13 protein-coding genes are annotated in these 12431 nt (G+C 70.9%); 9 read left to right on the top strand and 4 right to left on the bottom strand.

Annotated features, from left to right (window positions below):
• Window positions 1-53: 53 nt before the first annotated feature.
• The 3 genes from AB0L64_RS24170 (at window position 54) to tuf (ending at window position 6362) form a co-directional block, all read left to right on the top strand.
• Entirely contained in the window at window positions 54-2303 is a 2250-nt protein-coding gene (locus tag AB0L64_RS24170) for a PQQ-binding-like beta-propeller repeat protein (protein WP_363713365.1), read from the top strand.
• A gap of 205 nt (window positions 2304-2508) precedes the next feature.
• Complete coding sequence (locus AB0L64_RS24165; protein WP_363713363.1) at window positions 2509-4890, top strand: PQQ-binding-like beta-propeller repeat protein; 2382 nt, start codon at window positions 2509-2511, stop codon at window positions 4888-4890.
• Between the two features lie 284 nt (window positions 4891-5174).
• Window positions 5175-6362: an elongation factor Tu gene (gene tuf, locus AB0L64_RS24160; RefSeq protein WP_363713362.1), complete on the top strand. Its 1188-nt coding sequence runs from the start codon at window positions 5175-5177 to the stop codon at window positions 6360-6362.
• A gap of 15 nt (window positions 6363-6377) precedes the next feature.
• Here tuf and AB0L64_RS24155 read toward each other — a convergent pair whose 3' ends face one another.
• Together AB0L64_RS24155 and AB0L64_RS24150 are read right to left on the bottom strand one after the other, a co-directional pair.
• Window positions 6378-6644 carry a DUF4031 domain-containing protein gene (locus tag AB0L64_RS24155; protein ID WP_355699602.1) on the bottom strand — a complete coding sequence of 89 codons (267 nt, stop codon included), beginning with the start codon at window positions 6642-6644 and terminating at the stop codon, window positions 6378-6380.
• Entirely contained in the window at window positions 6641-7345 is a 705-nt protein-coding gene (locus AB0L64_RS24150) for a copper homeostasis protein CutC (protein ID WP_363713359.1), read from the bottom strand. Before AB0L64_RS24150 ends, AB0L64_RS24155 begins: the two co-directional genes overlap by 4 nt.
• Before the next feature lie 109 nt (window positions 7346-7454).
• Here AB0L64_RS24150 and AB0L64_RS24145 point away from each other — a divergent pair, with 109 nt between their 5' ends.
• From AB0L64_RS24145 to AB0L64_RS24120, 6 genes are all read left to right on the top strand, one after another.
• Window positions 7455-8483, top strand: a complete 1029-nt coding sequence (locus AB0L64_RS24145) for a LacI family DNA-binding transcriptional regulator (RefSeq protein WP_359927434.1) — start codon at window positions 7455-7457, stop codon at window positions 8481-8483.
• An 84-nt stretch (window positions 8484-8567) separates the two neighbouring features.
• Window positions 8568-8792, top strand: coding sequence for a hypothetical protein (locus AB0L64_RS24140; RefSeq protein ID WP_363713357.1), 225 nt, complete (start codon window positions 8568-8570; stop codon window positions 8790-8792).
• A 191-nt stretch (window positions 8793-8983) separates the two neighbouring features.
• Complete coding sequence (locus AB0L64_RS24135; RefSeq protein WP_355482883.1) at window positions 8984-9328, top strand: hypothetical protein; 345 nt, start codon at window positions 8984-8986, stop codon at window positions 9326-9328.
• Window positions 9329-9386: 58 nt separating this feature from the next.
• Window positions 9387-9752, top strand: a complete 366-nt coding sequence (locus AB0L64_RS24130; protein ID WP_363713355.1) for a hypothetical protein — start codon at window positions 9387-9389, stop codon at window positions 9750-9752.
• Window positions 9749-10183: a hypothetical protein gene (locus AB0L64_RS24125; RefSeq protein ID WP_363713353.1), complete on the top strand. Its 435-nt coding sequence runs from the start codon at window positions 9749-9751 to the stop codon at window positions 10181-10183. The genes AB0L64_RS24130 and AB0L64_RS24125 overlap by 4 nt, the downstream gene beginning before the upstream one ends.
• A complete protein-coding gene (locus tag AB0L64_RS24120; protein WP_363713351.1) occupies window positions 10180-11685 on the top strand; it encodes a multicopper oxidase domain-containing protein in 1506 nt (501 codons plus the stop codon). Before AB0L64_RS24125 ends, AB0L64_RS24120 begins: the two co-directional genes overlap by 4 nt.
• Before the next feature lie 10 nt (window positions 11686-11695).
• Here the strand turns inward: AB0L64_RS24120 and AB0L64_RS24115 are convergent, their stop codons facing one another.
• Both AB0L64_RS24115 and AB0L64_RS24110 read right to left on the bottom strand, forming a co-directional pair.
• Window positions 11696-12178 (bottom strand): Clp protease N-terminal domain-containing protein, encoded by a 483-nt coding sequence (locus AB0L64_RS24115; protein WP_363713349.1) that lies wholly within the window; start codon window positions 12176-12178, stop codon window positions 11696-11698.
• Complete coding sequence (locus tag AB0L64_RS24110; protein WP_355699594.1) at window positions 12178-12402, bottom strand: hypothetical protein; 225 nt, start codon at window positions 12400-12402, stop codon at window positions 12178-12180. The genes AB0L64_RS24115 and AB0L64_RS24110 overlap by 1 nt, the downstream gene beginning before the upstream one ends.
• Window positions 12403-12431: the final 29 nt, after the last annotated feature.

Genomic DNA, 12431 nt, shown 5'->3' with positions numbered 1-12431 from the left:
GCGGTGGGGTGATCGTGGGACGGTTGTAGAAGTGCGGCTGGCAGACTGAAGCAGTGGTGGAGCTCCGGGCGCGGTGGGACGACTTGGTGCCCGGGTCTGCCTCGCTGGCCGACGACCTGGTCGCCCGGTACGTCGAGCGCACCCGTCGCGCCTACCGCGACCACTACCTCGGCATCGTCCTCACCGCGCTGGACTCGCTGATCCAGCTGTCCACGGACCCCACCAGCGTCCGCCTCGCGGCCTGGTTCCACCGAGCGGTTCATGAGCCGGGCGGCGCCCCGGACGAGGACGCCGAAGCATCGGCCCGGCTCGCCGAGCAGCTGCTGCCGCAGTACGGCGTACCTCCTGTCCGGATCGCCGAGGTCGCCCGGCTGATCCGGCTGACCGGCGACCTCGCCGCACCGCCGCCGGACTCCTACGCGCCGCCCCGCCGCGACGCGAACGGCGACGTACTGCTGGATGCCGTCAACGCCGTCCTCGCGTCCGACCCCAGCCGGTACGCCGTCCACACAGCCGAGGTACGACGCGACGCCGGCGACCGGAAGGCCGCACTGGAGCACAGGTACGACGAGGTCCGCGAACTGCTCGGCGGGCACCTTTACCGGACCCAGCTGGCGCGCCAACGCCTCAGTCCGGTCGCCCGTGTCAACCTCGAGGCAGAGCTCGCCGAGCTGGACAGCGAGCTCCCGGCCCCGTGGCGTGGCTGGCAACAGGCAGCCCTGACCGCAATCGCCACCTTCACCGCGATTGCGGCCGCGGTTGTCGCCATTGCGGCGTCGGGCGCGTCCTGGCAGACCCCGGCCGCACAAGACGAGGCCGGCTGGCCGACGGTCGCACTGGCCGTCCTCTCGTTCTTCAGCGCACCAGTCCTCTTCCGCTGCGCCCGCAGTGCCAGCCAGCGCGCCCGTCTCATCGCGGGCGCCGTACTGGCGGTTGCTGTCACCGGACTGCTCATCGCCTGGGCTCAAGCGCCCAGAACCAACCCAGCCGTCGGCGTGGGCCTGCGCGTCCCGTTGCTGATCTCCGCACTGATCCTGCTGCTCGGCGCCGGTGCGGCCGCCCTCGTGGCCTCGCTGCTCCGTACGCGGACCGCTCGCTTCCTGCCGGCCCGCAACCTCGGTCAGCAGCTCGCCTGGCTCGCCGTACCCGCAACAGTCGCCCTCGTCCTGTTGCTGATCGTCCAGCCGCTGTCCCGCGGGTACGTCCTCCGGTCCAACGAGCGGATCGAGGGAGCCGCGCGTGCGGCCGGTAAGGCCAGCCCGTCGGTGCTCGACGGCGGCGTCGCGTGGGTCAGCGACTCCGTCGCGGGCACCGGAGCGGAGGAGGCGATCGGCACCCGGTACGGCGTCGCGATCCCGCGCCCGAACGGCGTGGTCGAGATGCTCGACGCGGCCACCGGCGCGCTGCGCTGGCGCTACAGCCGCTCCGACTCCGACGAGAAGCCCGTGATCGCGGCCACCGGCAACGGCGAGTACGTGCTCGCCCAGTTCGCCGACGTCGGCTACCTGCTGCTCGACGCGAACACCGGTCACCGCAAGGCGGCGTGGCCCGGCCGGACCCGGGACCGCTTCGTGCTGCAGGCTCAACCGCTCCTGGTCGGCGAACGCTCCGGCAAGCTGCACGGTGTCGACCCCAGCGGTCACGAGCGCTGGACGTACGACTCCGGCGACTGCACAGACATGGGCGCCATCGCCACGGCCGAGACCGTGCTCACCTTCGTCAGCCACACCTGCGACGACCGGCCGGACGAGATGACCGCCCTGGACGTCCAGTCGGGCAAGAAGCTGTGGACCAAGACCTCGGCGGACACCTACCGCCGCCCGGTCGTGGTCGCGGGTCTCGTCGTCGTGGCCGAGCCCGGCGGCGACTCCGACGTACCGGCAGCGCTGACCGCGATCGAGCCACGCACCGGCGACATCCGGTGGCGCTGGGAGGTGCCGAAGACCTGGGCCTGCCGCACGCTGCTCAATGCGGCCGGGAAGTACCTGATCGTCATCGACTGCCCCGGCCCGAGCACCACAGTGAGCCGCCGGACGATCGTCACCGCCATCGATGCGAACACCGGCCTCACCGCCTGGCAGACCCTGGCACCGGTGAACCCGCGAAACAAGGTCACGGTCACCGCGGACGGCCGAGTCGTCTCACTGGCCCGCGGCACCACCGCCTGCGTCGCCAACGTGATCAGCCGCGCCGGTTTCCGCCAGACCCGCCTGCCCACCGGCATCACCTGCAGCCGCGACCCCCGCGCCGTCGGCAACCTCGTCCTCACCTCCGGCCGGAACACAGTCATCGCCCTGCGCTAGTGACTGCGCGTAGCCGGGGTCGTCCGCGAGGCCCGGAGGCCGCGCCGGAGTGTGATCTGCGCCGCAATTCCACGGGTGCAATTCGTTGCGGAGCGCAGTTGCCGGAGCGGTCAGGTGACGAGCCGATATCGCTTTGGCCACGGACCGATCCGGGAACGCCGGATCGGTCGGCGACGGCTCCCTACCGGTGCCAGACTCCTTGGCCATGGACCTGCGCGACCAGTGGAATCGCCTGCTGCCGCACGCGCAGCCGTTGGGCGACGACCTGCTGGCTCGTTACGCAGAGCAACATCGCCACTATCACGACCAGCAGCACCTCGCCGAGGTCCTCCAGACCATCGACGAGCTGGCCGAGTACGCCGACGACGCGGACACGGTGCGGCTGGCGGCCTGGTTCCACGACGCCATCTACGACCCGCAGGCCGACCCCGGCGAGAACGAAGAAGTCTCGGCGCAGCTGGCCGAGCTCGAGCTGGCGGCGTACGGCGTCGAGGCCGCGCGGGTCGAGGAGATCGGCCGCCTGGTCCGCCTGACCGCGAAGCACGACTGTGCGGCGGACGACCGCAACGGCGCCGTGCTCTGCGACGCCGACCTGCGGGTCCTGAGCCTGCCGGCCGTGCGGTACGACGAGTACGCCGCCGGGATCCGGCAGGAGTACGGGCACATCGCCGACCGGGACTTCGCCCGCGGCCGGATGTCGTTCCTGCAGAGTCTCAGCGAGACCCGGCTGTACGCGACCGCCAAGGGCCATGAGGAGTGGGAACGGCCCGCCAGGGAGAATCTGACCCGGGAGGTCGCCTCCCTGGGCCCTAAGGCGGCCCGGCCGATCGGCGGGCTGATCCCGGTCGTCTACTTCGGTGCGGCCCTCGGAGCGGTCGTCGCGTCCTCGGTCCTGCTGGGCCGCGGCCTCGGCGCAGCCGCCAAGTGGCCCGCCGACCCGGCCGATATCAGCGGCTTCCCGGTGTGGGCCCCGATCGCCGGTACGGCGGTTGCGGCCGCGCTGGCCTGCGCGTGGTTCCGCAGGTCGCAGCAGCGGCTGGTGACCGTTCCGGCGATCGTCTTCGCGGCTGTCGGCCTCATCGCCGTCGGCGTGTGCTGGTGGCGCTGGCCGGTCGCCCAGCCCGGTGCAGCCATGTCCGAGCGCTGGCCGTACCTCCTGATCGCCTCGGTCGCGCTGGTGCTCGCCGGCGCCTTGCTGGCGCTGGCACGACGGCTGCGGCTCGCCCCGCCATACGCCCAGGCTCCCCCGCGTTGGCTGGGCGTCGGCGCGACCGTCGTGTGCGGCGCGCTGCTGGCGTGGGTCGTCGTCTCGGCGGGCGAACCGTTCGTCCAGGCCCGGCTGGAGACGGCCAACACGGTCAGCACGACCACGACCGCGCAGCCGACCCAGCTGCCGGTCCAGCTCGACGGGACGCTGGCGTGGAGCCGTGAGGTCCCGGCGACCGGCGCCATCACCGGTACGGCGGGCGGCGTCGCGGAGCTGCGGCCGGACGGCGTCGTCATGTCCGACGCGGCCACCGGCCAGATCAGGTGGCGGTACTCCCGGGCCGACGTCCAGGACGCCGCGTCCAGCGGCGCCAAGGGCTTGGTGGTGTCCGCCGACGGACGCACTGTCGTGGCGCACCTCCCGCGCTCGGACAACCGCGCACCCGCGGGCATCAAACTGCCGACGTACGCCGTGCTGAATGCGGTCAGCGGACAGGTGCTGACGGAGGTCGACACCGACGGGACCGCGCTGGCCGTCGACGGCGACCGGCTGCTCGTGGCTGAAGACAACTACGTGGTCGCGCACGGCGTCAGCAGCCCGACACACTGGCGGGCGCAGGTGCGCTGCACTGTCACCCAGGGCGCGCTGGTCGGCGACCAGGCAGTCGTCGTAGACGCGTGTGCGGGCAACGGCGCCGTCGTCCGCGGCCTGGACATCAAGACCGGCGCACAGCGCTGGGAGGTCGACCTGGGCGCACGGATCGACCTGAGCTCGGAGCTGGACCCGTCGACGTGGGTCGGCGACCTGGTCGCCGTACCGGATACCCGTGAGGTCTCCGGCCTGATCTGGACCGGCGCCGCCGGCGGCACCCTGTACCAGTGGTCGGTCGACATCAGCGAAGGCCACCTGATCTGGACCACGCCTGTCCCGGGCACCCCGCGCCCGCGGCTCGGCTCCTCGTCCTGCGATGCGCAGCTGGCCGCGACGCACGCCGCACTGGTGCTGATCACCTGCCGGACCGGGAACGACCCCGGACAACCGCAGACGTACGACGTGTCGTCGTCGAGCCCTGCCGACGGGACACCGCAGTGGCACCACCTGCTGCAGGTACCGCCGCGGCTGCAGCAGCCGGAGTACCCGCGGAACGGGTTCGCACTGCTGCCCGACGGGCGCGTGGTGACGCTGATGCCGCAGCCGAACGGCAGCTGCTCCCCCGTGATGATCGGCACCACCGGCGTCCAGCCGCGACCGATCCTGCCCAGCCCGAACACGCAGCCGGTGGCCAAGTCCGAAGAAGTCACCTGCAACAGGCCGGCCGTCACGGTGGCCGCCGCCCGCCCGATCTTCTCCGACGGAACCCGGCTGTTCGCGCTCAACTGAGGGCCCGGGAATTCTGTTGCTCCCGGCACTGTTGAGACCTACCGTGATCCGCATGTTCCGCGTGGTTTTCGAGTCCGACCTGTCAGGCACCGGCCTGACGGGCGCTCCCACGTGGGCTCTGTCAGTCGATTGCACCGGCGCGCGAAGCTGACCCTCCTCCTGCCCAGCAGGACCCGCGGAGGAGGGTGGCCCGAACCGGCCCCCTCCACGCGGTGACAGCGCTGTGAGGGCTTGCCGGAGGGTCCTGGCTCACACCGAACCTTCTGACAGACAAAGGATTTCTCATGGCCAAGAGCCAGTTCGTGCGAACCAAGCCGCACCTCAACATCGGGACGATGGGGCACGTCGACCACGGCAAGACCACGCTGACCGCCGCGATCACCAAGGTGCTCGCGGAGCGCGACCCGAGTGTCAACCGCTTCGTCGCCTTCGACGGCATCGACCGTGCGCCGGAGGAGATGCAGCGCGGGATCACGATCAACATCTCGCACGTCGAGTACGAGACCGCGACCCGGCACTACGCGCACGTGGACATGCCCGGGCACGCCGACTACGTCAAGAACATGATCACCGGCGCCGCCCAGGTGGACGCCGCGATCCTGGTCGTGTCCGCGCAGGACGGCGCCATGCCGCAGACGCGGGAGCACGTGCTGCTCGCGCGCCGGGTCGGCGTACCGTACCTGGTCGTCGCCCTGAACAAGGCCGACACCGTCGACGACCCGGAGCTGCTCGACCTGGTCGAGCTGGAGGTCCGTGAGCTCCTCTCGGAGTACGGCTTCCCCGGCGACGACGTACCGGTCGTTCGCGTGTCCGGACTGAAGGCGCTGGAGGGCGACCCGCAGTGGACCGCCGCGATCGGCGAGCTGCTGGACGCGGTCGACAACTACGTGCCGGTCCCGGACCGTGAGCTCGGCGAGCCGTTCCTGATGCCGATCGAGAACGTGCTCACCATCAGCGGCCGCGGCACCGTGGTCACCGGTGCCGTCGAGCGCGGTTCACTGAAGCTCGGCGACGCGGTCGAGGTGGTCGGGCTCGGTCCGACGATCACCAGCACGGCGATCGGGATGGAGACGTTCGGCAAGTCGCTGGAGTCCGCGGACGCGGGCGACAACGCGGCGGTGCTGCTGCGCGGCGTGAAGCGCGACGAGGTCCGTCGCGGCCAAGTGGTGGCACTGCCGGGCAGTGTCCGGCCGCACCGCAGGTTCCGGGCGAACCTGCACGCGCTGTCCACCGCCGAAGGCGGCCGGCACACCCCGTTCGCCGCGGACTACCGGCCGCAGTTCTACTTCCGGACCACGGACGTGTCCGGCGGGATCGACCTGGGTGAGATCGCCCTGGTGATGCCCGGCGACACGATCGAGCTCGGCGTGGAACTGGAGAAGCCGGTCGCGATGAACGTCGGCCTCGGCTTCGCGGTCCGCGAGGGCGGCCACACGGTCGCCGCCGGCACCGTCACCGAGCTGCTCGACTGAACGACGGCCCCCGACCTACCCGGTCGGGGGCCGTTTTCTGTGCCGTAGCCCCGACGCGATCAACCGGCTGACCAGCTCGCGGCTGGACACCGGTACGGCGCCGGCGGCGACCAGGTCGTCGTACCGGTCGCTGGGTACGTCGTAGTGGTCGCGGTCGAAGCCGCGTTCCGGGATGCCGTTGGCCTTCGCGAACGCGTGCAGCTCCTCGTGGGACTCGTCGCTCACCAGGTGCGACCAGATCCGGTTCCAGGCCGGCCAGGCGGGCGGGTCGATGAGGATCATTCGCGCGCGTCCTGGGCGTCGAGCAGGGTGCGCCACGAGCGCACGAACCGGGAGTTCACGTACGCCTTCGTCCACGAACCGTCCTGGCGGACCGACGTACCGACGTGGAACCGGCGGACGCCGCTCTGGTAGAGCCAGGGCACGTGTTCGGGCTGCAGACCGCCGCCCGCCATCATCACGCCTGCCACCGCGGCGTCCTCCTTCGCCAGCTTGCACAGGTCGTCCAGACCGTGGCTGACACCGATCGACGAGCCCGCCGTCAGCACGCAGTCCAGACCGGGCAGCGTGCGCAATGCGCGCCAGGCCTGCTGCTGATCCAGGACCGCGTCGATCGCGCGGTGGAACGTCCACGGCGTCCCGGCGAACGTGCTGACCAGCGCGGACACCGACTCGACGTCCACCTGGTTGTCCGGCGTCAGGAACCCGAGCACGAAGCCGTCCGCACCCGCGGCCAGGAAGGACTGCGCCATCGCGGTCAGCCGGTTCAGGTCGGCGCCGCTGGCGGTGAACGAGTTCTCCAGCCGCAGCATCACCCGTAGCGGCAGATCGGTGACCCGACGGATCGCGCTGACCGTCGACACCGACGGGCACAACCCGTCCGCCTCCATCGAGGCGCACAGCTCCAGCCGGTCCGCCCCGCCCTCCTGCGCCGCCTCCGCGTCCGCCGGATGCAACGCGATGATCTCCAGCAACGAACCCATGCGCGCCATCATCTCCCATATTGCGGTTGCACTCGCGCACGACCATCTGTATCGTTTTTCTAGAACGATTTAGAAGAACGATACAGATGAGGTGATCGAGGTGGCGGGAGTGACGCTGAAGACCGTGGCGAAGGCCGTGGGCGTCTCGCCGTCGACCGTCTCGAACGCCTACAACAAGCCCGACCAGCTCTCCACGGCGCTGCGCGAGCGGATCCTGGCCACCGCCCAGGAGCTCGGGTACGCCGGACCGGACGCGTCGGCCCGCGCGCTGCGCAGCGGGAAGGCGGGCGCCGTCGGGGTGCTGTTCACGGACAAGCTGGCCTACGCCTTCTCGGACCCGTACGCGGTCGGCTTCCTGGCCGGGCTCGCGGAGGTCGCGGAGGAGTTCGCCACCAGCCTGCTGCTGATGCCGCTCAGCTCGACCGACATCGCCGGCGGCAGCAACGCCGTCCAGCAGGCCGCGATCGACGCGGCGGCGATCTTCTGCGTGCCGGGCGGGCACCCGGCGCTCGAGATCCTCGCCAACCGCGGGATCCCGGCGGTGTCGACCGACCGGGGCGACCACCCGGACCTGTCCTGGGTCGCGATCGACGAGGTCGAGGCGGCCGCGCAACTGGGCGAGCACCTGGCCCGGCTCGGCCACCGGGAGGTCGTCGTCCTGGTCGACAACGCGCAGGCGGCCGGCGGCCGGCCGGTGGAGCTGACGCTCGACGAGGTCGGGTACACCGACTGCGAGCTGCGGATCCAGGGCCTGCAGAAGGCGATGCCGGACGCCCGGCTGCGGATCGTCTCCGGTGGGCACAACGCGTTCGCGTCCGGGCTGAAGGGCGCGGAGTTCGTGCTCGACTCGCAGGACCGGCCGACGGCGATCGTCGGGCTGAGTGACGTGCAGGCGCTCGGCGCACTGGAAGCGATGAAGGTCCGGGGGCTGACCCCGGGTCGCGATCTGACCCTGGCGGGATTCGACGACATTCCGGCCGCCGCGGCCGCCGGGCTGACGACGGTCCGCCAGCCGATCAAGGACAAGGGGCGCGCGGTCGGCCGCATCCTGCTCGACCCGGCCTCGACCGAGCGCCAGTTGCTGATGCCGACGCAGCTGATCGTCCGCTCCAGCAGCGGACCCGCGCCCAAGCCCTAAGAAGCACTGACAACCACACACACCTCCCCAGGAACCGTCCGGTTCCCGGGTCGATCAACCACGCTCTCGGGAGGGAGCAGAACCATGACGTACTTCATTGCCGGCAACACCGCCGTCGAGAACGCGCGCAGTCTCACCCAGTCCGCGCTCCCGAACGCTCCCCAGCAGCCGCACGACGAGCCGACGCCGCGCCGCACCATCGCGGTCCGCGCGCGCTTGAGCGCCGTACTGCGGTCCGCCGCCGAACGCGAGCTCCGCCTCGCCAACCGAATCGACCCCGCCCCCACCTGCCCCACCCCCGCCCGCTGACCCCCGCCCACTGACCCCCGCCCACTGACCCCCGCCCGCTGACCCCGAACCGTTTGAGTGGTTAACCACCCGAATGCACCCTTCCTCCCCCCGCATGCGCGCCGTGAAGGGGCGTGCTGAGGGGTTAACCACTCAAACGTGACGGGCGAAGGGCGTGGATTTGTCGGAGGGGTCTGGCACTCTGAAGGGCGATGAACGAGCCAGGGGTGTTGCTGACCGCGCGGGCGATGGTGCTCCACGACCTCGCCGCGCGCGGCTTCGACGACGCGGTGATGGTGTCCTTGCTCGAGGACGCCGTCGCCGGTCGTCAGTGGTGGCTGGACCAGTGGCCCGACGGCGCCGAGCACATCGCGGGCCTGGTGGCGCAGGACGTCCAGGACCGCCTGGTCGACTCAGGCGTCCGCTGGCCGCGCTGCACGGCCTGCGACGACCTGCATGACCACGAGCTCCGCATCGAGCCCGAGCTCGGCCCCGACCCGCACTGGGTCTGCGAGCGGGCCGGCATCACCGTCGCACCCCTGGGGCACCTCACCTGACCCCTCGGGGTAATACCTGATTGCTCTACATGTAGCCAGGCTACTATTGTCTGTCTACATGAAGGTGTTGAACGCGCTCCGCGTGACGGCCGCGGTGCATGCGCTGGCGATCTGCCTGCAACCGGTGTTCGCGGGTGTGTACCTGAACGGCTCGCCGTCCGGCCTGCGCCTGCACGAACCGATCGGCCTGGCGCTGGTCTTCCTCGGGCTCGCGCAGTTGCTGCTGGCAACGATCTGGTGGCGGGCCGGCGGCGACCGGACCGCGCCGGCGGTGAGTCTGCTGATCGTGGCCGGCGAGGTCGTCCAGGTCGCGATGGGGTACGGCCGCCAGCTGGCGATCCACGTCCCGCTGGGCATCGCGCTGGTCGTGGTCTCGGTCGCCTTCGCGCTCCGGGTCGGCAGGCGTCAGGCGGTCGCCGCGTGATCACCCTCGAGCCCCAGCCGGCTGCCAAGGTACGACGGCCGCGCGTCAGCCTGCAGGTGCTGCGCGCCAGCCTGCTGCTGCACACCGCGTTCGTGATCGCGCAGCCGATCGCGGCCGGGTACTTCCTGGCCGGCAACGTCGATGCGATGACGAACGTGCACAGCGTGCTCGGCGGCACCATCTGGATGATCGCGCTGCTCCAGACGGTCGCGGCCGTCTGCTACGCGATCGGCAGCCGCGGCCGGATCTGGCCGGCCCTGATCTCCGTGGTCCTGGTCGTCGCCGAGATCGTCCAGCTCACCTTCGGCTATCTGCAGAACTTCGCCGTCCACGTCCCGCTCGGCACCGCGATCGTCGGCACCGTCTGCTGGATGACCGTCTGGTCGTTCCGCCGCACCGCACGTCTGAGCCGCCAGGAGGCGAAACGATGAGGCTCTCCCGCCGAGGACTTCTGGCCGCCACGGGCGGCGCCGTGGTTCTCACCGCCTGCGGCCAGGAGGCCAAGCCCGCGCAGGCCGGAGAACTCCTGCGCAGCAAGGCGAAACTCCCTGCTCCGTTCCAGGTATCGCTGCCGGTCCCACCGGTCAAGAAGCCGACCCGGTCGGACGCGAAGGCCGACTACTACCGGGTCGTCCAGCGCAAGGCGAGCCTGGAGATCCTGCCCGGTCTCAAGACCGAGGTGATGGGGTACGACGGCCTGCTCCCCGGCCCCACCTTCGACGTGCGGAGCGGGCGGACCACCGTGGTCGAGCAGGTCAACGAGCTGGACGTGTCGACCGTGGTGCATCTGCACGGCGGCCACACACCCGCGCCGAGCGACGGCTGGCCGCTCGACCTGATCATGCCCGCGAACGGTCAGCACGGCGGACACCACATGTCCGGCGGCGACATGGCGATGGGCAAGCGCACCTACACGTACCCGAACACGCAGCGCGCCGCGACGCTCTGGTACCACGACCACACGATGGACTACACCGCACCGCAGGTGTACCGCGGCCTGTTCGGCCTGCACATCATCCGCGACGACGAGGAGGAGAATCTTCCGCTGCCGAAGGGCGATCGGGAGATCCCGCTGGTGATCGCGGACCGCGCGTTCGACGCGGACGGGTCGTTCCTGTACCCGGCCGCGAAGGACGGCCCCGGCGTCGAGTCGGCGTACATGGAAGGTGTCGTCGCCGACGTCACGCTGGTGAACGGCGCGCCGTGGCCGGTGCACGAGGTGGACGCGGCCCGGTACCGCTTCCGCATCCTGAACGCGAGCAACGCCCGCCGGTACGAGCTCGCTCTCGACAAGGGCCCGGCGACGTTCGTGCAGATCGGCAGCGACGGCGGACTGCTCGACAGGCCGGTCGAGCACAAGACGCTGGTGATCGCGCCCGCCGAGCGGTTCGACGTGATCGTGGACTTCTCCCAGTACCAGCCGGGCGACGAGGTCACGGTCGTCAACAAGCTCGACGGCAACGCGAACGTGTTGCGCTTCAAGATCGCTCGCAAGGCGCCGGACGACACGAGGATCCCGGCGACGCTCTCGTCGTACGCTGCGGCTCCGCGGCCGAAGGGCGTCGTACGGCGCGAGTGGCGGTTCCGGCGCGGGAGCGCCGGCGATCACCGCGGCTGGACGATCAACGGGAAGGGTTTCGATCCGGCGGTGATGCAGGCGCAGGTGAAGCTGGACCAGGACGAGATCTGGTCGTTCGTCACCGATGTCCATCATCCGGTGCACGTCCACCTCGCGCCGTTCCAGGTCCTGAGCCGCGGCGGCGGCAAGATCTCGGCGTACGACCGCGGCTGGAAGGACACCGTCGACATCCGCCCGGCCGAGGTCGTCGAGGTGCTCGTCAGGTTCACGGCCCACAAGGGCAAGTACCTGATCCACTGCCACAACCTCGAACACGAGGACATGGCCATGATGGCGGCCTTCGAGACGATCTAGGCACGCCGGATCAGCGAGTGCCGGCGGCCAAGGCCGTGACAGCTCGGGCACGGAGGGCGGCGCGGTCGACGCCGGCCGCGGTGAAGGCGCGGGCCACGCGGCCGCGCTCGGTGTCGAGGATGCCGACCAGCATCCGCATCGGTCCCATGCCGCCGCCACCGATCTTCGGCGGTGCGTCCATCGCGCGCTTGAGCAGCAGCTTCGTGGACTCGCCGATCTGCGGGTGCCGATCCGGGTCCGGCGCTGCCTCGGGCAACAAACCGATCCGGACGGCGATCCCGGCGACCGCCAGGCTCTGCTCCCACTCACGGTTCAGCGCGTCGCGGATCGCGCCTTCGGTCAGCCCGGCCTCGGCGAGCATCTGCGCGGCCGTGGTCTCGTCGCGGCGTGCGAGCGCGAGCAGCACATGCTCGGCCTCGATGCTGCGGGAGCCGTCGCGGCGCGCCTCGTCGCGCGCGGACCGCACCAGGATCGAACGAACATCGGACGGCATCAGCGCCTCCTCAGGGCGACGCCGGCGGCGACCAGCCGCCGGGCGTGTTTCTTGTGCACGGCCTGCCGGGTGACCCCCAGCACCTCGGCCACGTCGGACCAGCTCCAGCCGGCCCGCATCGCGCGCTCCACCTGGCTGTCCTCCAGCCGGTCGGCCAGCCGGCGCAGCGCCACCACCGCGGCCAGGCCGGCCGCGGGGTCCTCGGGATCCACCAACTCGGTCATCTAAGCAACCTAGGTTGACATCTTCAGGT

Origin of the sequence: Kribbella sp. NPDC051936 (genome assembly GCF_040680955.1) — a bacterium.
Classification (GTDB): Bacteria; Actinomycetota; Actinomycetes; order Propionibacteriales; family Kribbellaceae; genus Kribbella.
Note: the sequence above shows the minus strand (reverse complement) of the source record. Positions and strands in the feature narration are given on the sequence as shown.

Coding starts and splice junctions, on each gene's coding strand:
- AB0L64_RS24150 (WP_363713359.1), bottom strand. CDS start 7,345: ATGGGTTCGTTGCTGGAGATCATCGCGTTGCATCCGGCGGACGCGGAG.
- tuf (WP_363713362.1), top strand. CDS start 5,175: ATGGCCAAGAGCCAGTTCGTGCGAACCAAGCCGCACCTCAACATCGGG.
- AB0L64_RS24165 (WP_363713363.1), top strand. CDS start 2,509: ATGGACCTGCGCGACCAGTGGAATCGCCTGCTGCCGCACGCGCAGCCG.
- AB0L64_RS24120 (WP_363713351.1), top strand. CDS start 10,180: ATGAGGCTCTCCCGCCGAGGACTTCTGGCCGCCACGGGCGGCGCCGTG.
- AB0L64_RS24155 (WP_355699602.1), bottom strand. CDS start 6,644: ATGATCCTCATCGACCCGCCCGCCTGGCCGGCCTGGAACCGGATCTGG.
- AB0L64_RS24135 (WP_355482883.1), top strand. CDS start 8,984: ATGAACGAGCCAGGGGTGTTGCTGACCGCGCGGGCGATGGTGCTCCAC.
- AB0L64_RS24130 (WP_363713355.1), top strand. CDS start 9,387: ATGAAGGTGTTGAACGCGCTCCGCGTGACGGCCGCGGTGCATGCGCTG.
- AB0L64_RS24110 (WP_355699594.1), bottom strand. CDS start 12,402: ATGACCGAGTTGGTGGATCCCGAGGACCCCGCGGCCGGCCTGGCCGCG.
- AB0L64_RS24140 (WP_363713357.1), top strand. CDS start 8,568: ATGACGTACTTCATTGCCGGCAACACCGCCGTCGAGAACGCGCGCAGT.
- AB0L64_RS24115 (WP_363713349.1), bottom strand. CDS start 12,178: ATGCCGTCCGATGTTCGTTCGATCCTGGTGCGGTCCGCGCGCGACGAG.